This window comes from Pseudoalteromonas obscura (genome assembly GCF_030135505.1).
Taxonomy (GTDB): Bacteria; Pseudomonadota; Gammaproteobacteria; order Enterobacterales; family Alteromonadaceae; genus Pseudoalteromonas; species Pseudoalteromonas obscura.
The window spans coordinates 634,598-658,115 of record NZ_JASJUT010000002.1; the positions used below are offsets into that span (position 1 = coordinate 634,598).

At 43.5% G+C, this 23,518-nt stretch carries 18 protein-coding genes, 4 tRNA genes and 2 pseudogenes; 16 read left to right on the plus strand and 8 right to left on the minus strand.

The genetic code is table 11. The features are described 5' to 3' along the window. Nucleotides 1–109: 109 nt before the first annotated feature. From QNM18_RS07005 to QNM18_RS07020, 3 genes and pseudogenes are all read right to left on the minus strand, one after another. Complete coding sequence (locus tag QNM18_RS07005; RefSeq protein ID WP_349774888.1) at nucleotides 110–412, minus strand: hypothetical protein; 303 nt, start codon at nucleotides 410–412, stop codon at nucleotides 110–112. Beyond that, a pseudogene (locus QNM18_RS27310) lies at nucleotides 357–674 on the minus strand (hypothetical protein). Before QNM18_RS27310 ends, QNM18_RS07005 begins: the two are co-directional and overlap by 56 nt. Nucleotides 675–1,200: 526 nt before the next feature. Further along, nucleotides 1,201–2,009, minus strand: a pseudogene (locus tag QNM18_RS07020) (hypothetical protein). A 292-nt stretch (nucleotides 2,010–2,301) separates the two neighbouring features. Here QNM18_RS07020 and QNM18_RS07030 point away from each other — a divergent pair. The 3 genes from QNM18_RS07030 to QNM18_RS07040 all read left to right on the plus strand — a co-directional run bounded on the left by QNM18_RS07030 (nucleotide 2,302) and on the right by QNM18_RS07040 (nucleotide 4,529). Then, entirely contained in the window at nucleotides 2,302–3,189 is an 888-nt protein-coding gene (locus tag QNM18_RS07030) for a LysR substrate-binding domain-containing protein (RefSeq protein ID WP_211009936.1), read from the plus strand. Between the two features lie 48 nt (nucleotides 3,190–3,237). Continuing rightward, on the plus strand, nucleotides 3,238–4,002 hold the full coding sequence (locus tag QNM18_RS07035) for a YdcF family protein (protein WP_211009889.1): 765 nt from the start codon (nucleotides 3,238–3,240) through the stop codon (nucleotides 4,000–4,002). A gap of 161 nt (nucleotides 4,003–4,163) precedes the next feature. After that, nucleotides 4,164–4,529 carry a hypothetical protein gene (locus QNM18_RS07040; protein ID WP_211009890.1) on the plus strand — a complete coding sequence of 122 codons (366 nt, stop codon included), beginning with the start codon at nucleotides 4,164–4,166 and terminating at the stop codon, nucleotides 4,527–4,529. A 70-nt stretch (nucleotides 4,530–4,599) separates the two neighbouring features. Here QNM18_RS07040 and QNM18_RS07045 read toward each other — a convergent pair whose 3' ends face one another. Both QNM18_RS07045 and QNM18_RS07050 read right to left on the minus strand, forming a co-directional pair. Further along, a complete protein-coding gene (locus tag QNM18_RS07045; RefSeq protein ID WP_211009891.1) occupies nucleotides 4,600–5,064 on the minus strand; it encodes a hypothetical protein in 465 nt (154 codons plus the stop codon). 68 nt (nucleotides 5,065–5,132) lie between these two features. Then, the gene (locus QNM18_RS07050; RefSeq protein ID WP_284136747.1) at nucleotides 5,133–5,789 is read right to left on the minus strand and encodes a glutathione S-transferase family protein; all 657 of its coding nucleotides are present in this window, start codon (nucleotides 5,787–5,789) and stop codon (nucleotides 5,133–5,135) included. A gap of 109 nt (nucleotides 5,790–5,898) precedes the next feature. On the opposite strand from QNM18_RS07050, the gene QNM18_RS07055 reads away from it, so the two are divergent. Both QNM18_RS07055 and QNM18_RS07060 read left to right on the plus strand, forming a co-directional pair. Beyond that, a complete protein-coding gene (locus QNM18_RS07055) occupies nucleotides 5,899–6,750 on the plus strand; it encodes a LysR family transcriptional regulator (protein ID WP_211009893.1) in 852 nt (283 codons plus the stop codon). A 111-nt stretch (nucleotides 6,751–6,861) separates the two neighbouring features. Further along, nucleotides 6,862–7,458 (plus strand): porin family protein, encoded by a 597-nt coding sequence (locus tag QNM18_RS07060; protein WP_211009894.1) that lies wholly within the window; start codon nucleotides 6,862–6,864, stop codon nucleotides 7,456–7,458. On the opposite strand, the gene QNM18_RS07065 is transcribed toward QNM18_RS07060, so the two are convergent. From QNM18_RS07065 to QNM18_RS07075, 3 genes are all read right to left on the minus strand, one after another. Further along, nucleotides 7,442–9,643 carry a tetratricopeptide repeat protein gene (locus QNM18_RS07065; RefSeq protein WP_211009895.1) on the minus strand — a complete coding sequence of 734 codons (2,202 nt, stop codon included), beginning with the start codon at nucleotides 9,641–9,643 and terminating at the stop codon, nucleotides 7,442–7,444. The genes QNM18_RS07060 and QNM18_RS07065 overlap by 17 nt on opposite strands. 202 nt (nucleotides 9,644–9,845) lie before the next feature. Beyond that, entirely contained in the window at nucleotides 9,846–11,864 is a 2,019-nt protein-coding gene (gene uvrB, locus QNM18_RS07070) for an excinuclease ABC subunit UvrB (RefSeq protein ID WP_284136748.1), read from the minus strand. Then, nucleotides 11,861–13,240 (minus strand): MATE family efflux transporter, encoded by a 1,380-nt coding sequence (locus QNM18_RS07075; RefSeq protein WP_211009897.1) that lies wholly within the window; start codon nucleotides 13,238–13,240, stop codon nucleotides 11,861–11,863. The genes uvrB and QNM18_RS07075 overlap by 4 nt, the downstream gene beginning before the upstream one ends. 1,077 nt (nucleotides 13,241–14,317) lie before the next feature. Here QNM18_RS07075 and QNM18_RS07080 point away from each other — a divergent pair. From QNM18_RS07080 to QNM18_RS07130, 11 genes are all read left to right on the plus strand, one after another. Next, a tRNA-Asn gene (locus QNM18_RS07080) sits at nucleotides 14,318–14,394 on the plus strand. A 21-nt stretch (nucleotides 14,395–14,415) separates the two neighbouring features. Further along, nucleotides 14,416–14,492 (plus strand) — tRNA-Asn (locus QNM18_RS07085). 19 nt (nucleotides 14,493–14,511) lie between these two features. Beyond that, nucleotides 14,512–14,588: transfer RNA gene (locus QNM18_RS07090), tRNA-Asn, on the plus strand. A 22-nt stretch (nucleotides 14,589–14,610) separates the two neighbouring features. After that, nucleotides 14,611–14,687, plus strand: a tRNA-Asn gene (locus QNM18_RS07095). Nucleotides 14,688–14,912: 225 nt separating this feature from the next. After that, nucleotides 14,913–16,856: an EAL domain-containing protein gene (locus QNM18_RS07100; RefSeq protein WP_211009898.1), complete on the plus strand. Its 1,944-nt coding sequence runs from the start codon at nucleotides 14,913–14,915 to the stop codon at nucleotides 16,854–16,856. Between the two features lie 181 nt (nucleotides 16,857–17,037). Next, the gene (gene rsxA, locus QNM18_RS07105; protein WP_023399636.1) at nucleotides 17,038–17,619 is read left to right on the plus strand and encodes an electron transport complex subunit RsxA; all 582 of its coding nucleotides are present in this window, start codon (nucleotides 17,038–17,040) and stop codon (nucleotides 17,617–17,619) included. 1 nt (nucleotide 17,620) lies between these two features. Next, nucleotides 17,621–18,175: an electron transport complex subunit RsxB gene (rsxB, locus tag QNM18_RS07110; RefSeq protein ID WP_023399637.1), complete on the plus strand. Its 555-nt coding sequence runs from the start codon at nucleotides 17,621–17,623 to the stop codon at nucleotides 18,173–18,175. Between the two features lie 9 nt (nucleotides 18,176–18,184). Further along, nucleotides 18,185–21,046 carry an electron transport complex subunit RsxC gene (rsxC, locus tag QNM18_RS07115; RefSeq protein WP_284136749.1) on the plus strand — a complete coding sequence of 954 codons (2,862 nt, stop codon included), beginning with the start codon at nucleotides 18,185–18,187 and terminating at the stop codon, nucleotides 21,044–21,046. Then, on the plus strand, nucleotides 21,043–22,095 hold the full coding sequence (gene rsxD, locus QNM18_RS07120) for an electron transport complex subunit RsxD (protein ID WP_284136750.1): 1,053 nt from the start codon (nucleotides 21,043–21,045) through the stop codon (nucleotides 22,093–22,095). Before rsxC ends, rsxD begins: the two co-directional genes overlap by 4 nt. Next, entirely contained in the window at nucleotides 22,092–22,730 is a 639-nt protein-coding gene (gene rsxG, locus QNM18_RS07125; protein ID WP_284136751.1) for an electron transport complex subunit RsxG, read from the plus strand. The genes rsxD and rsxG overlap by 4 nt, the downstream gene beginning before the upstream one ends. Next, a complete protein-coding gene (locus QNM18_RS07130) occupies nucleotides 22,727–23,425 on the plus strand; it encodes an electron transport complex subunit E (protein ID WP_023400203.1) in 699 nt (232 codons plus the stop codon). The genes rsxG and QNM18_RS07130 overlap by 4 nt, the downstream gene beginning before the upstream one ends. Nucleotides 23,426–23,518: the final 93 nt, after the last annotated feature.

The window sequence follows — 23,518 nt, forward strand, 5'->3', positions numbered from 1 at the left end:
CACTCAGATTAAGTATTACTAGATATGCCCGCGTAGGGCATATCTAGGTTCGTACATTTCAACTCCTTTGAGCAATTAAGAGCACAAATCAGCTATCGCCTCAATGATGTCATTGAATTCGGAGTAACCCATATGTGTGTATTTGCGTTTCACCCTTTACACCACCATCAGAAACACGAAAAGTGTATACTGCCCAATCTAAATAAGCTGACCACTGCGATTCTTTTAGTGGCATCTCTGCCCTGAATGCAGGTTCGACAATTTGGATGATCTCGATACCTGCATTTTGCAGGTCAACAACTTCACCCCGAAGTGCCAAGGCAATTTGATGGGCAATTTCTTGTTTATCTCCATCATCACGGATAAAAGACCAAAATAGTAGCGTAATGGGCCCCGTTAACCTGCCTTTTATCTTCTTTTTTAGTTAACGAATGGGCAAACGCAGTCCAGCCAAGAGTCATAGGCCTAGCTCTTGCAACGTCTCCCCAGATGACAGGCGGTTTAACACAGCGAGAGCCATAACTTTGCACCCAACCAAATTACGTACAGGCGAATCCATCTAGCAATTCACCAAAATGCTCAACCATATCATTTCGCTCAGCTTCACCGTGAACCAGCACATCCAAATCAAGTGCCTCTTGTACATGCACTGCATCGCGAATTTCGGCCTCCATTTTTGCGTGATAAGCGCTCTCCGATTTTAAAAGCGCGTCGTGCGACTCTAATCGACTGTGTCTGTGGAAATGAACCTATGGCTGTGGTTGCCAATAAAGGTAACTGTAAAACATTCGCCAGCTTTAGACTGCGTGTTGAAAAGGGATTGTTACGCTGACCATCTGTTTCCGTTAATTTAGCTACCCTTGCTTGAACATCTAGGTTATTTACTCGTGGTCAATTCTTTCTCGCTTTGATAGGCGCTGAATAATCAGCAATCGTAGTACAGCCGTCAGTTGACAATGCCTTCTTGAACAGAGATAACTCGGTACCCTTTTGTCTCGTAAAGACGAGCCAAGATCTCATTTCAGAATCGAGCTTTTCCTCTTGCTCAAGATCGACAGGCGTGTGAAGCAATGAGCATGATGGCGCTATCCATAGGCAATCTCCTCGTTTTTTCTACCGTTGATAATACCCAAAGACAATATTTGCTCATCACGCAATAGTACATCGAGTTTTTCAATACCTGGCTCACCAGTCACACAGTCACACAGTCACACAGTCAAACTGTATGCCTTCAACAAGGTAAGAGGCGATGTCCTGATCATAATTGGCCATCGAGTCAAAATAGCTTGCAAGTAATATTTTAAAGCCCTGACCGGACAATTTATCTAGACTGGTTTTTAATGCAGATCGATAACTGTCGTCAATTTCCAGTGCTAAAATAGGCTCATCGATTTGAACCCGCTCAATATTTTGCTCTGCGAGCTTTGCCAACATTTATTGATAAACATTCAACAAACTATCTAGCAATGTCAGTTTGTCAAACTCTTCTCCTGCACATTTTGCCAAAAATAAATAAGTAACAGGACCTATCAACACAGACTTTACTTTATATCTAAACTGCTGAGCTTCACTAACTTGCTCAAATAACTCCTGCCAGCCTAGTTTAAAAGCTTGGTTAATACCCAACTCAGGTACAATGTAGTGATAATTGGTGCTAAACCACTTAGCCATTTCACCCGCAGCACATACACAACCAGAAGGTGTGCGACCTCGAGCAATGCGAAATAAGGTGTCAATATTGGCGTCATCACAGCTTTGGCGATGACGTTCAGGTATTGCTCCAATCAACATTGAAGTCGTCAATACATGATCACACCAAGCAAAGTCTCCGACAGGTAATAGCTCAATACCTTGCTCTGCCTATAAAGCCAATTCTCAGCACGGATCGCACGCCCTTTTTCAATCAACTCTGTGCGAGAGATCTTACCAGCCCGATAACTTTCTAGTGCAAATTTGAGTTCACGCTTTTTGCCAATGCGGGGAAAACCTATATTATGAATAGTGACCATGATGAATTACCCCGCCTTAGATGTTTAGACGTCTAAAACCTAATTCTAATGTAGATTTTTCTCAACTGATCGATTCTCAAATGCAACTTGAGCAAAATTAAATTGTATTTTTTTTAAAAAAAGTTAAATAAATAATGACAACGCTGTCAAAAATAGTGTTATAGTGATTTAGTGAAATTTTGAACAATCGCTGGTGGAATTGTAGACGTCTAGACGTTGAATGACCTGCTAGTACAGCGTAATATGGATGTAATCTGAGTTTTACTCACGTTTAGAATGAGATTTATTAATGATGATAGACATTAAGCACCTAAAAACCATTGCTACCCTGAAAGATACTGGATCACTGGTGAACACTGCACGTGAGTTATTTTTAACTCAGTCTGCTTTGTCTCATCAAATTAAAGATCTAGAAAATAAATTAGATTGTCAATTATTTGAACGTAAAACCCAACCTGTGCGGTTCACCCCACAAGGTATGTTGCTATTAGAGCTAGCCGGTGAAGTATTGCCTAAAGTAGAAGCAACTAAATGCCGACTCAAAGAAAGCTTGAATCAACCAATATCTCAACTAAAGTTGAGTGTTGAATGCCACGCCTGCTTTCATTGGTTATTACCAACTATCAAAGAGTTCAATAATTTTTGGCCAGATATCCGCGTAGATTACGAACAAGGGTTCAGCTATGACGCGATCCCTGAGTTACTAAATGACGAGTTGGATATTGTACTTACTTCAGATATTAGAGAGCCTGAACAGCTGGAATATGCACACGTTTTTGATTTCAAACTGAAGTTAATTGTTGCACCGGATCATGAACTTGCCAAAAAAGCCTATGTCACGGCACTAGATCTCAAAGATGAAACAATCATTTCTTACCCGATCCCTAAAGAGCGACAAGATATATTTAAGCACTTTATTCAAAATGCTCGCTTTGATGGTACACTCAAGTCGGTCGATCAGGGCCTTCTGATCTTTCAACTAGTCAGTGCTGGTATGGGTGTCGCAGCACTGCCGGATTGGCTAGTAACACCATATGAAAGCCAGGGACTTATAAAGTCCATTCCACTCGGTGCACTCGGCCTCAGTCGCCCAATGTACCTAGCAATGAAAAAGAGCATGAAAGATAACCCTGTTTACAGACACTTTTTGAACACGTGTAAGCAATCTATTAGCCGATAATAGACAGACAGGGTAAACTAGCTCTAACTGGGAAAGTTAGAGCTAATTATGTTTGAACTAAAAAAAATTCTCGGTAGCCTACTGATGCCGCTACCTATGTCTCTTATTATTATTTTTCTTTTATTACTGCTTACCTCTAAAGCAAACAAAAAAAGCTACCTAGCCTGTCTAAGCACTGTTCTAACGTTATGGATGATCAGTACCCCTTTTTTTGCAAACTTCATAATTACGTACAAAGAGCAAACTCAGAAAACATTCTCTGTAAAAGCACACCCGCAGATTGATGCAATTGTCGTTCTGGGCAGCGGCGTGCACCCCAATACAAAGCTAACAGCAAATCAGCAACTTTCGAGTACAGGCATAGCAAGACTTGTTGAGGGCATTAGACTTGCGCGCATTTACCCTAATGCTGAATTAATTGTCTCCGGCGCAGGTTTAAGCAATGTAACAAGTAGCGAGCTTATGGCACAAGCAGCCCTATCTTTGGGGATCAGTTCACATCGCATTAGACAAAACCCAAAAGCTTATGACACTGCTCAAGAGGCCAAACTTTTAGCGCCGCGTTTAGTAGACAGCAAGGTGATCCTCGTTACGTCAGCGAGCCATATGCGTCGTGCACAAGATCTCTTCTCTGCACAGGGAATTGATACGTATCCTTCCCCTGCTGAAGTATTCAGCTACCACAATACCCCAACTTATATGAAATTTATTGCCTCTAGCAGCGTACTAAACACCATTACAGCCTATACTCACGAGTGGATTGGCCAAAAGTGGATAACCCTTAGGCGAGCGCTAGACAGTGAAGCCCTGTGAGCACATGTACGGTAAAAAGGTGTAAATTGCATAAAGTTAGACCTAATGAAACTTGAATCTGTGCTTAAAAACGCAAAAAATTGAAAAATTGCTCAAAAATAGGTATAAATGGCGTTTATTCTTAACCTGCGTATCCACGTACAACACGACTGGGATCTACGATGAGTAAACTTGATAAGACTGAAGTTCTAAGCGCATTTGAAGCTGCTTATGAAGCTGTGAATGGCAAAAAGCCTGAAATCACAATCAAACCAGGCTGGTACAGCATTGATGGCGGCAAAAATATGCGCCTAGCTGACGTCGCGGCATTAACCGAAGAACTAACTTCAGGTTCTGCTGGCACTAAAGCGGAAGCAAAGCCAGCTAAAAAGCCGGCAGCAAAAAAAGCAGCACCAGCTGTTAAAGCAAAAGCTGCTGCCTTTAACGTTGTAACAGCAAACGAAGAAGGCTACAAGGCTGAGGAAGCTTGGATTGTAGAGCTTGCAGAGAAAGACCACGACTGTCGTCTTCCTCGCGGTGTTGTTTAAGCACTAAATGTGTGGTGCCACATTCATCCATGTTGGCACCCTCATTTCCCTAGGGCAAACTAAAACCCAACTAACACTCAAAACGCTGTCTTGTTACCTTCCCCCAGTATGGGTCTACATACTCATCTTCCACTAACCCTAACCCTGGTAACGTACTAATTGCACTGCACCAAAATTCAGTGGCATAATCCGCGCCTTCTATTTGCTTCACAGTCCAACTTCCTGGATATAGCGTCCACAACGCATGCGCAAACCGAGTACCTAACTTTGCTTTTCTAAATACTGGCACAATATAAAACTCTGCAACCTCCATATCTTTGTCAGACTGCATATAAATCGCAGCAATCCCAGCAGGCACGCCTGATATATAACAGATAAAAGCAGATACTTGCTCTTGTGCAATATCTGTATCTAACTCAAACATGCCGTCTTGTCGTGGCTCTTTTTCTGTTAATTTAGAGAACTCAGCTTCATAAGCCTGCGCAAGGTTAAAGTACACTGCTTGGTTCAAATCATTTACGGCAACAAGTTCCATGCTCTTTCCTATCAATACGACTCCCGTAATGCTAACGCTAAATTAGGACTAAATTATGGAGTGACTATTTACTCTTTTCGTTCAATACCAGCTTCATCACACTCAACGACTTCATGTTCAAGTAGTGCCTGCTCTCGCCACTTACTCAGTACAGGACAAGCCAATACATGCTCTACATATCTTGAAGCTGTTTCGTTAAGCGTAACGCCATAGGTATAAAATCGCATACAAACCGGAGCATACATAGCATCTACTATTGTCCAATGACCAAACAGCCAGCCCCCCTGATAGTCATACTGCATTTGCTCTGTGAAAATATCCTCAATTCTCTGAATGTCTTTGGACACCTTTGTGTCGACTTCAACATGACGTTTCGCTCTAATATTCATGGGCATGGCATTTTTTAAAGCTGAAAAACCACTGTGCATTTCAGCACACAATGCGCGAGCACGTGCCCTTTGTTCGCGATTTTCAGGTAAGGCTTGCCCAGATAAATAAGTTTCGTTGATATATTCCAAAATAGCGAGTGATTCCCAAACAGTCACATTGCCATCAACTAATGTCGGCACTTTTAACGTTGGACTGATATTTTTTAAGGTATTGTAAAATTGCGCCGTTTCTAAACCAAGTTTTACTTCCTCATAGTCCACATCAAACTTTTCAAGTAGTAACCAAGCTCTCAGTGACCATGTAGAATAATTTTTATTGCCAATAAATAGCTGCATCGTAACTCCTTTAAATTTAAAACTCATTAAAAAGACAGTTAATGCTAGATTGCAATTTAGATTAAAACTAGCGGATAATTTAAATACAATACATCAATATATTTGATACATGGATATAGAAGCTTTAAAAAGTTTTCTCGCATTTGTCGAAACCGGTAGCTTTACACGCACAGCCACACAAATGCACAAAACACAATCAGCCATCAGCATGCAAATGAAGAAGTTGCAGCAGGACATAGGACAGCAGTTGTTTGTTAAAGAAGGGCGGCAACTACATTTAACCAGTGAAGGCATGGCTTTGGTGGGTTACGCAAAAAAAATAGTCCAACTGCAGCAAAGTGCACTAACAAATCTGGCTTCAGCGAGTCCCAAAACACTGCTGCAGCTAGGATGCCCAGATGATTATGCCGAATCTGTCCTGCCTACACTCATTGAGCTGTTACACCAATATGTAGAACACTTGGACCTGCAAGTTACATGTGCGTCAAGCCCACAACTGCTAAGCCAACTAGACCAAGGGCTACTCGATCTTGCCATCGTGACGCGTAGTGCCAATTCAGAGCAAGGCTATTTACTCTGCCAAGATCATGGCGTCTGGGTTGGTGCAAACCAAGCCAACCTTTTAGAGCAACCAACACTCCCCCTTGCTGTTTTTCAAAAAGAGTGTCGATTTCACCAAGCGGCGATCGAAGGCTTGATGAAACAAAATCAAGCTTTTAGAGTTATCGCTTGCTCAGGCAGTGCCAGTGCACTACGCGGTTTGGTTAAACAAGAGCTAGCAATATCCGCTATGGCTAATTTGAGCCGAAATACCCTACCTGTACTAAAAGATCCGCGATTACCAGCCCTACCTAGTATCGAAATTGCTTTAGTAAAACACAGTGGTTCTTCCACCGTAGTTTCCCAAAACCAAGTAGAACAAATCTGTCAGCAGTTCCAATATCGTTTTAGTTCAGAATAGCGTTTTTCGCATATTTTCACTGACCCTTACATTTTTTGACAACGGTGCCACAGACTCTCACAGGCCTTGGCCCTAAACTGAGTCACAAGTTAACCAAATGGAATATGCGTAATGAAAACTTTATCTCTACTCTCACTAGTACTGGCTGCGGCAACTTCTTTTTCAACAATGGCAAACATCAGCGATGACAAGCACAGAGTAGGTGCCCAGTTATCAGGTGGCTCAGCATCATACAAAAGCTCTAGCCAAGATGGCGACGGCGTTGGCCAACTGTACGTCTATTACAACTACCAGTTTGACCCAACTTGGGCACTTGAGGTGGGTCTAAACGGCGGCGGTGATTCAGATGAGTGGGAATGCACAGACACAAAAAACAGAAAGTTCACCTGCACTCAATTGAATAAGACCTTATTCGAAATAGGTGCTAACGATTTGGATTATGGCAATTTAATCGTCGCAGCCAAAGGCCAGTATAAATTGACAGAACGAAACTCACTATACGGCAAATTGGGTGCTAACTTTTACGACTACGAACTCAACCGAGGAAGTAAAACCTTAGAAGAAGATGACGGTGTCGGTTTTGTTGCCGAACTAGGCTGGCAGTTCGACTGGCAAAACGGGATGGCAATGAACGTCAGCTATCAGTACCTCGATATGGGTGACCTAGACGTATCTGCACTTGGCGTCGGTGTCAGCTATCGCTTTTAAGTAAACTCTGATGTGGTATATACAGCGTAATGGCAACTCCGCCCATTTCGCTGTGTGAAGCACTGATATCCCCCTTGTGTGCTTGGATGATCTGCTGACAGATCGCCAAGCCAAGACCCGAGCCACCATGATCTCTACTACGCGAGCCCTCGCAGCGATATAAGCGCTCAAATATTTTCTCTAAATCTTCGTTAGCGACACCTGGAAATGAATCTTCGACTAAGACCGTCAAACCCTTTTCATCCACGTTCATTGATATCTGTGTTTTTCCGTTTGAACTGGTATAAAAATGACTATTTCTCAAAAGGTTGAAAATAACCTGACGGATCCTCGCTGCATCCAAGTTACAAATGCAGTCGTGCACTTTTTCAGAGAATGACAAGGTTTGTTGCTTTGTCGCATACATGGGCTGAAACTCCTCGACAATTTCATTAAGCAGTATGCTGACATCTACAGGCTGTTGATCTAACACCATGGCATCATTATCAAATTGCGCTGATTGGTAGATATCTTTGATTAAATTATCGAGGTGACTGATCTTTTTCTGGATTTTCAAAAAACCTTTGACCGGATCTGGCTCTATATTGTGCTGCATCGCTTCTACAGTCAATTTTAAAGCCGCAAGTGGAGTTCTTAGTTCGTGAGAGACGTCAGCCAATAAGCGATTTTTCTGCGCTAGGGATTCAGCCATCATATCGGATTCTAGCTCAACAAATTGCTGCTTCTGTTTTTGTCTTTTGTAAATATAAATCGCAACTGCCATAAAACACAACAGCAACGAAGCTCCCATACCACGTTGTAATTTTAAGTTTTCAAGGGTTGCTTTTGCCAGTGCTTGTTCATTTTGGATCAGTTTCAAAGCCTGCTCTTGCCGTATAAATTCAACGTTTTGCTGCATGGTCAGCGCTTGCTGTTTATCCAGATCATGATACAACTGAGTTTTAGCATCTATAAATGCTTCAAGACTTTGCATTGCGAGCTTATATTCTTCTAGCTGCTGTAACGCTTGCGCCTGATATTTCAGCAAAGTAGCGCGATATGAGTTGCCAATTGCTGGCAGTGCCATCACAGCTTCGATTTCGGATAACGCCTGCCTGTACTGCGCTTGGGCAAGGCGGATCTCTATGATAACTATTCGAACAGTGTGCTCTGTGCGTTTTGCTTTTGCTTCAATGGCAAGCTCTAAAGCCTCTTGTGCCACTGATAAAGCCTGTGCTAAAGCTGACTGTGCAACATAAATATTGGCTAAAATACTCAGCTGCCAAGCTAGATCGCTATTGGCGCCACTTGCACGCGCTAGTTTGATACCTTCTTGGCTATGCTCTAGTGCTTCACTGATCTTTCCGAGCTGCAAATGAACTTGACTTAGCTTGCCGTGACTATTGGCGATATGAATGGGATCACCAAGGGCTTTATCCACTTCTAAGGCTTGCTTAAAATGCTGAAGTGCCTGTGGATACTTTTCTAGATCTCGATAAATCTCGCCAATATTATACAGCGAGTTGGATATGCCCTGTTGGTTTTGTTGCTGGCGCTGTATGTTGAGAGACTTTTCGTGAAAACGTAATGCGAGTTGCAAACTTCCCATGTAATCGTATATCACACCTAGCTGGTTATAATAGGTTGCTAAACGCGCTTTGTCTTCGATCGGGGCAACCAGTGAAATGGCATCTTTAATGACCCGTTCAGCCTCACTGTAGTTAGCTTGATACCTCAAAGCTCGAGCGAGTAAATGCAATATATCACTTCGTAAAGTCAGGTGTTCTTTTGGCACCAAATTTCGTGCTTGCTCCAATAGCAATAAGCCCGCACTTATATCGCTTTGCTTAATTGCTAGCTGAGCTTGCAATAATTTGATCTGTGCTGGCGCTTCCTCAAATTTACTCATTACAGGAAGATATGACTCTAGTTCGTATAGATGCTGCTTGGCCTCCATAAAGAGACCTAGTTTAGTCTTCGCCTTGGCCTCTATAATTTTAAGTTCAAACCAAAAACGTGAACTTGGCTGCGGGTGTATGAATAGCTGATTCAGCTCATCTACTTTGACTAGCGTTTGTTTTGGATTCTGTTCCAATGAGAGGGAAAGTTGAGATAATGAAGTCTGTACCTGCTCATCACTCGCATAAGTGAGCGGTATTGATAACAATAAAATAAGCAGTAAACTAACTTGGTGACCAAATAACACAGTACAGAGCGACTCTCACAAAATGGCGTTTCGATAACTAAAAATGGTTCAGCAGCACCCGCTTGTTATTCAGGTGCCACACGATGCCCACTTCATACACTAGATAATTTAACCGTTTTTCGCCAACTTAGCACCTATTGTTTATAAATAAGCCAGCAAAAGAGCGATGTCATATTTGCACTTGGTATTCTTTTGCTCTGCTTTAACTATTTAATAACTGCTGCTGCAAAAGTTGGATTTGATCACGCACTTGCGCCGCTTTTTCAAACTCTAATTCACGCGCATGTGTCATCATCTGTGCTTCTAGCTGTGCGATCTGTTCGGTCAGCTGCGCCGTTGATTTACCTGCTGTAGATATTGATAAACCTTTACCCTGCTTCACTTTATTTGAGTTTGTATTATCAGTCTCTTGTACTTCTTCGCCCAAATCCATCACATCGGTGATCTTTTTGTTTAAGGCTTGCGGTACAATGCCCTGCTGTTCATTGTAGGCTTGTTGCTTTTCGCGTCGTCGTTCTGTTTCATCAATCGCAGCACGCATCGAGCGAGTGATCCTATCGCCATACAGAATAGCCTTTCCATTCAGGTGTCTAGCAGCACGGCCTATGGTCTGAATTAGCGACCGAGTCGAGCGTAAAAACCCTTCTTTGTCAGCATCTAAGATAGCTACCAGTGAAACTTCCGGCATATCGAGACCCTCACGCAACAAGTTTATCCCGACCAAAACATCAAAAACACCTTTCCTAAGATCTCGAATGATCTCCATTCGCTCAACCGTATCTATATCAGAGTGCAAATATCGCACTTTGACATCGTGATCATTTAAATAGTCGGTGAGATCTTCAGCCATTCTTTTCGTGAGGGTAGTCACTAAAACACGCTCTTTTAACTCGACACGCTGATAAATCTCAGATAGCAGATCGTCAACTTGCGTTGTCACTGGACGCACCTCAAGCACAGGATCAAGTAAGCCAGTCGGACGGATCACCTGCTCAGCGACTTCGCCACTTGAGCGCTCAAGTTCATAGTCACCCGGTGTAGCCGAGACGTAGATTGTCTGAGGTGCGATAGATTCAAACTCTTCGAATTTCAGCGGTCGATTATCCATTGCCGAAGGTAATCTAAAGCCATACTCAACAAGGTTTTCTTTTCTGCTGCGATCCCCTTTATACATAGCACCAACTTGCGAAACAGTTACGTGTGATTCATCAATGATCATCAATGCATCATCTGGTAAATAATCGAGTAAGGTCGGGGGTGGCTCACCCGGTGCTCTGCCAGACAAATATCGACTGTAGTTTTCAATGCCCGAACAAAAGCCCAGCTCTTGCATCATTTCGATATCGTATTGCGTGCGCTGCGCAACTCGCTGCTCTTCTACTAGCTTATTTGCGTCCATCAAATATGCTCTGCGTTCTTTTAGCTCGCCTTTGATCTTATCAATTGCATCAAGTATTTTTTCTCTTGGCGTAACGTAATGCGTTTTTGGGTAGATGGTTGCTCTGACTAGGTGTTTGTCGACTGCACCTGTTAGCGGATCAAATAAACTGATACGCTCAATCTCATCATCAAACATTTCAACCCGCACCGCTTGTGTTTCTGATTCTGCTGGGAAGATATCAATTACCTCTCCACGTACTCGGTATGTACCGCGCGAGAAGTCCATGTCATTACGAGTATATTGCAGTTCAGCCAAGCGACGGAGCATAGCCCGTTGTTCCATGGTTTCACCCACTTTGAGCAGCAGCATCATTTTCATATAAGAGTCGGGATCACCCAAACCATAAATCGCCGAGACCGAAGCGACAATAATAGTGTCCCTTCTTTCGAGCAATGCCTTGGTAGCAGACAATCTCATTTGCTCAATATGATCATTGATCGAAGCGTCTTTTTCAATAAAAGTATCACTGGCTACAACATAGGCTTCGGGCTGGTAATAGTCATAATACGAAACGAAATACTCTACGGCATTGTTGGGGAAAAACTCTTTCATTTCGCCATATAATTGCGCAGCTAGCGTTTTGTTGTGCGCCATAATAATAGTTGGGCGATTTAGCTTGTGAATAATATTCGCCATTGTAAAGGTTTTACCTGTACCAGTTGCACCTAGTAAGGTTTGATGGGCAAGCCCTGCCTCTAGACCATCACATAGCTGAGCAATCGCGGTCGGCTGATCACCATTTGGGGAAAATTCGGATACTAACTCAAAAGATTCATTCATGAAGGTTGTACCTCAAGGCGTTCATGTTGCATGTTGTTTAGGGTTTTTCTAAACCACATATACGCTGAAACAGCTGTAAATAAGTTACCAATTGCAGCGCCAACGAATAGCCCTGTTAACCCCGCAATATGGGAACCAATATAAGCGCAGGGTATATAAAAAACAAACAGTCGAACAATACTTAAGATCAACGCATTCATTGGTTTATGTAAAGCATTGAAAGATGAATTGGTTAGTATAATGATCCCTTGTAAGCCATAACTCAGCGGTAACGTGTAAATGAAGAGCGTAATTATCTCTATGACCTCTGGTTCATTGCCAAAAGCTTGACTCACCCAATGTGCCGTAAGGAGTAAAACTATATAAATTGCAAATTGCCAAACAAGTACAAATCTCAGTGTTCTGGTATAGGCTTCTTTTACTCTTGCAAAATTACCCGCTCCATAATTTTGGCTAACAAAAGGGGGTAATGTCATCGATAGTGCTAAAATAACCAAACAAGCGATCGACTCGATACGACTTCCCACACCAAATGCGGCAACAGCTTGCGCACCATAAGTTGCAACAATTGCAGTCATCACAGCCATTGCAATAGGCGTCAGCATATTCGCACCTGCCGCAGGCAAACCTATTTTCATAATTTTGGATACAGCCTCCCAAGTGCTTTGGGTAGGACTTGAGCAACTTAAAAGACGCTTTTTTACTGCCAGTAAGTAAATAATCACCACCACACCAACGGCCCATGCAACCACCGATGCAATTGCAGCCCCTTGCACTCCCATCTCAGGAATAGGGCCTAAACCAAAGATGAGGATAGGATCCAATATAGCATTTATAAGACCGCCCAACCCCATGATCATGCTTGGGGTCTTTGTATCTCCAGACGCACGAAGCACCGAATTTCCGATCATTGGCGTGATCAAAAATACCGCGCCAAAGAACCATACATTCATATACTCATGTATATAAGGAAGTGTGGTTTCATCTGCCCCTAAAAGTGTAAATATTGGGTCCATCAATAAATACCCAACACCTGCCAACATCGCGACCAAGACTGCCGCCAATACAAGGGAAACAAAAGCATCAAATTTGGCTTCTTCTATATTTTTGCTGCCCAATGCTTTCGCTATCACAGCGGAAGTCCCGATGCCCAGACCGATCGCTAAGCTAATAATGGTGAATGTAACAGGAAAGGTGAAACTCACCGCGGCCAGCGGTTTTGTGCCCAGTAAACTGATAAAGAACGTATCGACTAAATTGAAGCTCATCAGCATGATCATGCCAAATATCATTGGCACGGTCATACGCTTTAATGTAGCTGGAATAGAGCCACTCAAAATATCACTATGGGAACTAGATTGGCGTACTGCGGACATAAATTATGATACCTCTTATAACAGCCCATCATTCTAAATCATCATACTGGATGATGCCATGCTATTATTGTGCGCAATACGATTGAAGCACAAAAAAGGATTAACACAGCTAAAATTGGTTTTTTTGCCCAATTCTTTGTCAAACAGACCTCTGAACAAAAAATGTCAATTTTGTTTCAGATTCAGCTATTCTTCGGCTCACTTTTTGCACATCTACCAAACAATGTTGAAATAAATCTTTAAAAATACTCACATCTGCCATGAATTATAGCCAAAAGACATATCCATTTGATTTTATTGATATTTAAAAAAACATAAAAAACTATTGCTTCCCTCTAATACCACGGTTTACTTAGCTTTCGTAGAGTTCTTAAAGATTAATAAACAATGTTATCCACAGATTCCGTGGATAAGTTTGTAGAGCCTTTAAAAATAAAGGCCTAGGCAGGGATCATATCGACGAATTCATTTTATTTAAATGATCATTTTATTTAATAGCCATGATCACACCCGCTATTCGCATTTTTTTACTCGGTTGTAGCCCAATTTGACAAATTTGCAAGCGGCCAAATCATAGGAAAAAAACACATAACAACATGTTTTTAATAAGATTTTAAAAATCTCACGGCTAGCCTATGCATTAAATTGGTAAAATTTGAGTAAAATATTTACCAAATCGACTGTAAAAGAAGTGCAAACTAATCTACTTTTAAGATCCCTATTAGGATCAACTTTATCAAAATCTATGATCTCAGAAAAAGTGCAAAAAATAGTCCTTTCGAATAATTTTGAGGCATAAACCACAAAAAACATGCAATAACTTAATTATGTGAGTTCTTAATACAAACACAATTGACATAAAGTTCGCCAATTCACACAGCCGCGATCCTATAGATAGCCACCTATTTCATATCGATTATGTGCTCAAGTCCGCTGCTCTACAGTGAAAGATGATTAAAAAAAAGCTTAATTGTTGATTAATCCATCGAAAAGACAGTTTTTTTGCATAACTGTGATTTTTATTGTTGACACTTCGCCGTGTCGTCATTAATATTTCGCCCCGTTGAGAGACATGCTTCCCCCTTAGCTCAGTTGGTTAGAGCGACGGACTGTTAATCCGCAGGTCCCCCGTTCGAGTCGGGGAGGGGGAGCCAAGTTTCTAAACATATAACGATTCCCCCTTAGCTCAGTTGGTTAGAGCGACGGACTGTTAATCCGCAGGTCCCCCGTTCGAGTCGGGGAGGGGGAGCCAAATCGTTATAAAGTGTAGTTCCCCCTTAGCTCAGTTGGTTAGAGCGACGGACTGTTAATCCGCAGGTCCCCCGTTCGAGTCGGGGAGGGGGAGCCAACTACTCTTATCATTTTATTGTTCCCCCTTAGCTCAGTTGGTTAGAGCGACGGACTGTTAATCCGCAGGTCCCCCGTTCGAGTCGGGGAGGGGGAGCCAATTCTCAGAATATGTTAGACTTTTTCCTATCAATGCTCTACTCTACAAGCACCTTGACTGGTGAATTTTTGCTATATAATTAGGACTACTACCCATATCGAAATACACTCTAAACGTATTTTCAATATGAGCAATTCTCAGTAATCCCAATTTATGTTTGGCAGCATTATATTCATTTACTAATGCTAAAGGGTATTTCTTCCATTTTCAGGCAGAAGATTAATAATGGCAGGCTTTAAAAAACTCATATTTCTACAATTTGTATCTTGGTTACTTTTCTCAGCTGTGGGTAGCTTTTTTGTTGCTTCAAGCTTTGACAGCGCTGTAAGTCGTGCACAAATGAGTGCACAACAGATGGTCAGTAACTACATTCAGGAAAAAACCATGAATGATATGACCCCAGAACATATTCGCCTGTCATTGAGTAATGGGAATGTTTTTTCTACTTTTATAGTAAGAGATTTTTCCGGCCAAGCAGTATTACAATTGGGCGCCCCTACCCAGTTACCATTTTTAGCTGATCTCATTGCCAATACCTTTAATTCCATTCGGCCCCAATTTGCAGTCAATAAAACCAAAGACATCAAAATAGAGTTTGTGATTAACGCTCAGAGTCAGGCTTCTTTGTTACAGCAGTCCCTGCTATTGATGTTACTGATTTCAGCACTTGTTGCTTTTATTCCTATCTTTTATATGCAAGCCATTTATAAAAAGCTGAATCGCAATGTCAGTATGACTGTTGCCAATGCAGTTGATGTGTATATTACGCAAAATCAAGTAACAGAGAGCATAGAAGAAGACTTTAACACCGGTAAAGTTACCGAGCTAGGTGCTGAGTTAGCGCCTTCATTTAATCGGTTAGCCCACTTTCTCAAAAGCAAACAAGAAGATATTAAGTCTGCTGCACACTCTATAAAGCAAGAAGCTTATAAAGATGTAGTAACAGGACTTGGCAACCGGAATATGTTTGTTGAGTACTACGAACATCAAATTGAACAAGCCAACAATAAAAGCTTTGGTACTCTGGCAATGATCCGCTGTAGTGAATTGCAAATGATCAACCAAACTCGTGGTTATCAAAAAGGTGATGAATATATTCGTGCCGTGTCTGATATTGTTAAGCATGTTAGTGGCACCTATACGGGAAGCCAAGTTTTCAGACTCAATAGCTCTGACTTTGCCGTTATTTTACCAAATGTTCCTTCCAAAGAGGCTGAGCAATTTGGTGAGACACTTCAGGCTAGATTTACCCAATATCAGCAAAACCAAGAGCTGGCATCCGTTGCAAACGCGGGTATTGTCTCCTATGAGTCCGGCAAGCCACTTGGAGAACTGCTCTCTGTCGTTGATAACGCAATGAGCATGGCGCAAAGTAAACAAGCTAACGCGTGGCATTTACAGCGCGAAAGTGACATTGTTAATAATGTAGGTGCAGGGTTTGGTAACCAAAACTGGCGCAGAGTCATCCGGGAAGTTATCGACAGCCGCCGTGTTAACCTGATGATGCAAAACATTATGCCTATCGGTAAAAATGTCAAAGCCTATGCCGAGATCCAATCGCGCTTCAAAACTGAAGACAATCAAATGCTGCCGACGGCTTCCTTCTTAGCCATGGCTGAAAAGCTCGACATGGCCATTGAGATTGACCAACTGATCATTGATAGCTCACTAGAATTAATTAAAACACGTAATTTCAACGAAAAGTTTTTTGGCATCAATGTTACCGCCTCTAGTGCTCATAGCGATCAGTTTGTGATCTGGCTAGAAAGAAGACTGCTTAAAGACGGTAACTTGGCATCAAAGCTCATTTTTGAGGTCAGTGAGTTCGGCTTACAACAAAATATCAAAGCCAGTAAACGCTTTATTGATATGGTTCACCGTGTCGGTGCACGTATTACTGTAGAGCGATTTGGCGTTGGCCTGACTTCATTTAAATTCTTTAGGGATTTAAAACCTGATTTTATCAAAATGGATGCAAGCTATACCCGTGGCCTAGAAGAAGATAAAAACAATCAATATTTTATGCGTTTAATGGTTGATTTGGCGCACCGTATCGGTGTCAGTGTTTTTGCCGAAGGCGTTGAAAGTCAAGAAGAAAAGCACATTGTTGAAACACTCTGTCTCGACGGTGTACAAGGCTATTACATCGAAAAGCCTAAAGAAGTCTAAAGCCACAAATTTTGGAGGGGTACTTTATCCCTCCATGAATTGTCAACATTCCCTACCAATTTTTCATTTCAATGCAAATAAAGTCTGCTAAATGTTGTGATCTCAGCGAGGAAAATTGTTAGAATTTCCAGTCTTATGACACGTTGCGAAACGCAGATAAATAGTTAGTTAAGGGGCATGAATGACAGAGTATATGTTGTTGCTTATCGGCACTGTGCTGGTAAACAACTTTGTATTGGTTCAATTCTTGGGACTTTGTCCATTTATGGGAGTTTCAAGTAAACTTGAAACAGCCATTGGTATGTCATTGGCAACCACATTCGTTTTAACACTTGCTTCTGTCACAAGTTACTTAGTCAATCAATATATCTTGCTACCATTAGATCTGACTTTTCTACGCACCATGAGTTTTATACTGGTGATAGCCGTAGTTGTGCAATTTACAGAAATGGTGGTAAGGAAAAGCAGCCCCACTTTATATCGATTACTGGGGATTTTTCTCCCGCTTATTACTACCAACTGCGCAGTTCTTGGAGTGGCATTACTTAACATTACAAAAGAGCACACATTTATCAGCTCTGCTGTATATGGTTTTGGCGCGGCCGTAGGCTTTTCATTGGTGTTAGTGTTATTTGCCGCACTGCGAGAGCGTTTAGCCGTTGCAGACGTCCCTACCCCATTTAAAGGCGCTTCAATTGCCATGATCACCGCAGGCCTTATGTCGCTTGCTTTTATGGGCTTTTCTGGATTGGTGAAGTTGTAAAATGACATTACTGTATGCTTTGATAGCTATCGGTGCGCTCGCACTCGTTTTCGGCTTAATTTTGGGCTACGCAGCCATTAAGTACCGTGTTGAAAGTAACCCCATTGTGGATCAGGTCGATGCCATTTTACCACAAACTCAGTGTGGTCAATGTGGCTACCCAGGCTGCCGACCTTATGCAGAAGCAATTGCCAATGGCGACGATGTCAATAAATGCCCTCCTGGTGGTGAAGCAACGGTTAAAAAGCTTGCAGATCTGATGGGCGTTGAAGCAAAGCCGCTCGCCGGCGGGGAAGAAGCAGAGCCAATTAAAAAAGTCGCTTATATACGCGAGGATGAATGCATTGGCTGTACTAAATGCATCCAGGCATGCCCTGTCGATGCTATTGTCGGCGCGACCCGACAGATGCATACCATCATTGCTGACGAGTGTACCGGATGTGATTTATGTGTAGAGCCCTGCCCTGTTGACTGCATAGACATGATCCCAGTCGCCGAAACAAAACAATCTTGGAAATGGCAAATAGACGCCATTCCAGTGAAACAACTTGATTGAGAGGTTTAAGTGGAAACATTACTTGAACAAATTGAAAGCGGCAAGCTGTGGCAATTTCCCGGCGGCATTCATCCACCAGAACAAAAATCTATCTCCAATCAGGTCTCAATCGGTTCTTTACCTCTACCTGAATACCTGGTGTTGCCGTTAAAACAGCATATTGGTGCCAATGGCCAGCTCCTTGTTAATAAGGGGGAGCATGTATTAAAAGGTCAAGTTTTAACACAACCTGGCACCAACTGGTCTTTACCGATCCACGCTCCGACCTCTGGGACAATCACAGATATCAAGCCAATGCCTTCAGCTCACCCTTCTGCAATGCCAGAACTGAGCATCGTATTGACACCTGATGGTGAAGATAAGTGGTGTGACTTGCAAGCTCGCACTTCTATTGATGGCCTAGACAATAAAGCACTGATAGATATTATCCACCACGCAGGTATTGCAGGCATGGGTGGTGCAGGCTTTCCAACATATGTTAAAGCCGATAGTGCTAAGACTATTGAATTTTTGGTAGTCAATGGCGTCGAGTGCGAGCCATACATCACCGCAGATGATATGCTGATGCGAGAGCATGCTGAAGATATCATCCGAGGTATTGAGGTGATGAGCTCTATCTTGTCTCCTCAATGCACCTTAGTTGGTATAGAGGATAACAAACCTGAAGCATTGGCTGCTATGAAGCTTGCAGCTCAACACAACGACAAGATATTAGTCCGCGCCATCCCGACCAAGTACCCTTCTGGTGGCGAAAAGCAATTGATAAAAGTGCTCACTTCCAAAGAAGTACCCAGTGGTGGGATCCCCGCTGATGTAGGCGTTTTGGTTCAAAATGTTGGTACTTTATTTGCTGTTAGTGAGGCGGTTTATAAAGGCAAACCTTTGATAGAGCGCGTAGTCACTGTTACAGGAAATACTATACAAACCCCCCAAAATGTTTGGGCACTGCTCGGCTCAGAAGTAAAACATCTGCTATACAGCCAAGGTTTTACGCCTGTTGATGAACAACGTGTGATTATGGGTGGCCCAATGATGGGGTTCACTCTCCCGACAGTTAGGATCCCAGTAGTTAAAACCACCAACTGTGTTTTGGCACCTGACAACCAAGAACTCGCTGTCGCAGGACAAGAACAAGCATGCATTCGCTGTAGTGCTTGTGCCGACGCCTGTCCGCAAACCTTATTGCCACAACAACTGCAGTGGTTTGCAAAAGGACAAGAGTACGACAAGCTCGAAGAATACAACCTATTTGACTGTATTGAGTGTGGCGCTTGCTCCTATGTTTGCCCAAGTGAAATTCCCTTGGTGCAATATTACCGTGTAGCGAAAGCCGAGATCCGAGAACAAAAACTTGAAAAGGTTAAAGCTGAGCGTGCCAAAGAGCGTTTTGAAGCGCGAAAAGTTCGTCTTGAAAAAGAGCAAGAAGAAAGGCAAAACCGTCACAAACGTCCAGCGCGTAGCGCACCTGCAAAAGACAAAGCTAAAGTTTCGGAAGCGCTTGAGCGTGTTAAGAAAAAACGCCCAGAGCAATCTGCGGTACAAGCCGCTATTGAACGTGCTAAAGCGAAAAAAGCAGACGGTGATGCTACAACACTTGAGCCCGATAATAGCGCCGTTGCACTAGAAAGAGCAAAAAGAAAAGAACAAGCTAGAAAGTACAAAGAAGAAAAAGCAGGCACAGATCAAGGCAGTGCACCAAAAGATGCGGTTGCAGCGGCTATTGCTCGCGCCAAAGCGAAAAAAGCAGAAAAAGCGGCTGCGGAATCTGAGGCGCAAGATCCTCGTAAAGCAGCTGTCGCTGCTGCTATTGCTCGAGCTAAAGCAAAAAAAGCTGACAAAGAAACTGGTAAAGCCAGTTCTGAGGCACCCATTGAAGCAACGGCGGACGATCCAAGAAAAGCAGCGGTTGCCGCAGCTATTGCCCGTGCTAAAGCTAAGAAGGCAGCTAAAACACCTTCTGAACAAACAGAGGTTGAAAACCCTGCAACTGAAGTCGCGTCGGAAGATCCACGCAAAGCTGCCGTCGCAGCAGCCATTGCTCGTGCCAAAGCGAAAAAAGCAGCAAAAGCGACCGCTGAGCAAACTGAGGAGCTAGTTCACGAAGAACCAGTAACAGAAGAAGCGCCGGAAGATCCACGTAAAGCTGCCGTCGCAGCAGCCATTGCTCGTGCCAAAGCGAAAAAAGCAGCAAAAGCTGCCGCTGAGCAAGCTGAAGAGCCGGTCAACGAGGAACCTGCAATAGACGAAGCGCCGGAAGATCCGCGTAAAGCCGCAGTGGCCGCAGCCATTGCCCGTGCCAAAGCGAAAAAGGCAGCAAAAGCTGCCGCTGAGCAAGCCGAGGAACAGGTGAGCGAGGAACCCGCAGCTGACGAAGCGCCAGAAGATCCGCGTAAAGCCGCAGTGGCCGCAGCCATTGCCCGTGCCAAAGCGAAAAAAGCAGCAAAAGCTGCCGCTGAGCAAGCCGAGGAACAGGTGAGCGAGGAACCCGCAGCTGACGAAGCGCCAGAAGATCCGCGTAAAGCCGCAGTGGCCGCTGCTATTGCCCGTGCCAAAGCGAAAAAGGCAGCAAAAGCTGCCGCTGAGCAAGCCGAAGAACAGGTGAGCGAGGAATCCGCAGCTGACGAAGCGCCAGAAGATCCGCGTAAAGCCGCAGTGGCCGCAGCTATTGCCCGTGCTAAGGCAAAAAAGGCTGCTAAAGAGGCGGAGCAAACTCGTGTGGAAAGTACTGATACGACAGAAGAAAACAGTACTTCGATACCTGAAAGCGAACTCAACCCTGAAGATAAACGCAAAGCAGCAATTCGCGCAGCCGTCGAACGCGCAAAAGCCAAGAAGAAAGCCCAAGAACAAGAAGGAAATGATCTGTCATGAAATTAACCATGGCTTCATCGCCCCATAATCACAGCCTGAAATCCGTCAACAAGCTCATGCTTTGTGTGATGTTAGCCTGCATTCCTGGGATCTTGGTGCAAAGTTACTTCTTTGGCATTGGTGTATTTATTCAGCTCGCGCTGGCACTGATCACAGTAAGCCTAGCAGAAGCAGCCATGCTCACACTGCGCGGTCGACCCGTATGGCCAACGTTAAGCGATGGCAGTGCTTGGCTAACCGGTGTGCTAATTGCAGTGAGTGTGCCCCCACTAGCGCCTTGGTGGGTTGTTGTCATCGGCGCATGTTTTGCCATAGTTATTGTCAAACAGCTCTACGGTGGACTCGGATTCAACTTATTTAACCCAGCTATGGCTGCGTATGTGCTGTTACTCATTTCTTTCCCAGTACAGATGACTGCTTGGCTACCTATTCAGGCTTTATTGAGCGCACCACTTCCAGTGCTTGACCAACTCGCTTTAGTTTTTACGGAATCTACTCGCTCTGGTTTGTCTCTAGAGCAGGCAAGACAAGTCATTGATGGAGCAACCGGCGCCACACCGCTCGACCATGTAAAAACGGCAACAGGGCAAAACCTGACGGTCACAGAAGCCATGGATAATAGTGCTTTCACTCACTTTGCCGGTGAAGGCTGGCAGTGGGTAAACATCGCATATCTTCTCGGTGGGCTGTACCTACTTAAAGCTAAGGTGATCAATTGGCATATTCCTGTTGCCATGATTGTGTCATTATCAATTTGCAGTCTATTTGGTTATGTATTGGGCAATCAAGCAGGCGTAGCATTCCACTTACTGAGTGGGGCAACCATGATTGGGGCTTTTTTCATTGCCACAGATCCTGTCTCCGCTTCAACAACAAACAAGGGCCGGCTGATCTATGGCGCATTAATTGGTCTTTTAGTGTATTTAATCAGGCAATATGGCGGCTACCCTGATGCAGTTGCTTTTTCTGTGTTGCTTCTGAATATGGCGGTCCCCTTGATTGACTACTACACCCAGCCGCGCACATATGGACATGGAGCTAAAAAATGATCCTTGCATCAATGAAAAAAAATGGCGCGATCCTGACTGCGTTTGCGCTAGCAACCACAGGCAGCGTAGCACTAGTCCAGCAGCTCACAGCGCCGCGTATTGAAGCGCAAGAGAAAAAGCATTTAATGCGTACACTGACACAGGTTTTACCCGCTGATGAATATAACAATGAACTGTATTTAGACTGTATCGAAAGTAACGCACCTGAGCTTGGCCCCAATGGCCCACACCGTATTTATCGTGCAAAACATAACGGCCAGCCTGTCGCCCTACTTGTGCAACATATTACACCTGAAGGATATAGTGGCAACATTGATATATTAACTGCGCTATATGCCAACGCTGAAATCGCAGGGGTACGAATTACTCAACATAAAGAAACACCGGGCTTAGGCGATAAAGTCGAAGTTAAAAAATCTGATTGGGTACACAGTTTTTCGGGGGTGCAAGTGCAATCAGCAGAGGATCCCCGCTTCAATGTCAAAAAAGAAGGTGGCATGTTTGATCAATTTACCGGTGCCACCATCACTCCCAGAGCAGTGGTGCACTCAGTTAATACAGCAACTTGGTATGCACATCAAAACTTTGACAGCTTATTTGCTCAGCCAAATATTTGCCAAGAGGAACAGTTATGAGTGAGTTAAAAACTCTGGCCCATGAAGGGTTATGGAAAAATAACGCAGCGTTGGTCCAATTACTTGGGTTATGTCCTCTTTTAGCTGTCACCAGTACCGTCACCAATGCACTTGGTTTAGGTATTGCGACGCTACTGGTTCTTGTAGGCTCAAATGTGACCGTATCAATTGTGAGAAATTGGGTGCCAAAAGATATACGCATCCCCGTTTTTGTCATGATTATTGCTGCATTTGTAACCATTATTCAATTACTGATGAATGCATATACCTTTGGTCTTTATCAGTCTTTAGGGATCTTCATTCCATTAATCGTGACCAACTGTGCCATTATCGGCCGTGCTGAGGCCTACGCATCAAAGAATACACCTATCCTGTCAGCATGGGATGGAGTGATGATGGGTCTAGGCTTTGCCGCCGTATTAGTCATTTTAGGGGCTATGCGAGAGTTAATTGGTCAAGGGACTTTGTTCGATGGAGCAGAGCTACTGCTCGGGGACTGGGCTGCATCACTGCGCCTTGAAATCATCAGCTTTGATAGCCAGTTTTTAGTTGCCATTTTACCGCCGGGCGCATTTTTAGGCTTAGGCCTTATCATCGCTGCAAAGAATTACTTTGACGAGCGCAAAAAGTCGCAAACCAAGCCTGCGGCACCTGTCGAAAAAACACAAAGAGCACGCGTAACCAGTCTTACTTAATTCATTTTTCACACTCACTTGAACCGTCATTCAATGGGTGTGAATAACCAAGCGTGATAGCACGGGGCAGTCAAGGGCTGTCATGCTTGGTCA

Coding starts and splice junctions, on each gene's coding strand:
- QNM18_RS07030 (WP_211009936.1), top strand. CDS start 2,302: ATGATAGACATTAAGCACCTAAAAACCATTGCTACCCTGAAAGATACT.
- QNM18_RS07035 (WP_211009889.1), top strand. CDS start 3,238: ATGTTTGAACTAAAAAAAATTCTCGGTAGCCTACTGATGCCGCTACCT.
- QNM18_RS07040 (WP_211009890.1), top strand. CDS start 4,164: ATGAGTAAACTTGATAAGACTGAAGTTCTAAGCGCATTTGAAGCTGCT.
- QNM18_RS07045 (WP_211009891.1), bottom strand. CDS start 5,064: ATGGAACTTGTTGCCGTAAATGATTTGAACCAAGCAGTGTACTTTAAC.
- QNM18_RS07050 (WP_284136747.1), bottom strand. CDS start 5,789: ATGCAGCTATTTATTGGCAATAAAAATTATTCTACATGGTCACTGAGA.
- QNM18_RS07055 (WP_211009893.1), top strand. CDS start 5,899: ATGGATATAGAAGCTTTAAAAAGTTTTCTCGCATTTGTCGAAACCGGT.
- QNM18_RS07060 (WP_211009894.1), top strand. CDS start 6,862: ATGAAAACTTTATCTCTACTCTCACTAGTACTGGCTGCGGCAACTTCT.
- uvrB (WP_284136748.1), bottom strand. CDS start 11,864: ATGAATGAATCTTTTGAGTTAGTATCCGAATTTTCCCCAAATGGTGAT.
- QNM18_RS07075 (WP_211009897.1), bottom strand. CDS start 13,240: ATGTCCGCAGTACGCCAATCTAGTTCCCATAGTGATATTTTGAGTGGC.
- QNM18_RS07100 (WP_211009898.1), top strand. CDS start 14,913: ATGGCAGGCTTTAAAAAACTCATATTTCTACAATTTGTATCTTGGTTA.
- rsxA (WP_023399636.1), top strand. CDS start 17,038: ATGACAGAGTATATGTTGTTGCTTATCGGCACTGTGCTGGTAAACAAC.
- rsxB (WP_023399637.1), top strand. CDS start 17,621: ATGACATTACTGTATGCTTTGATAGCTATCGGTGCGCTCGCACTCGTT.
- rsxD (WP_284136750.1), top strand. CDS start 21,043: ATGAAATTAACCATGGCTTCATCGCCCCATAATCACAGCCTGAAATCC.
- rsxG (WP_284136751.1), top strand. CDS start 22,092: ATGATCCTTGCATCAATGAAAAAAAATGGCGCGATCCTGACTGCGTTT.
- QNM18_RS07130 (WP_023400203.1), top strand. CDS start 22,727: ATGAGTGAGTTAAAAACTCTGGCCCATGAAGGGTTATGGAAAAATAAC.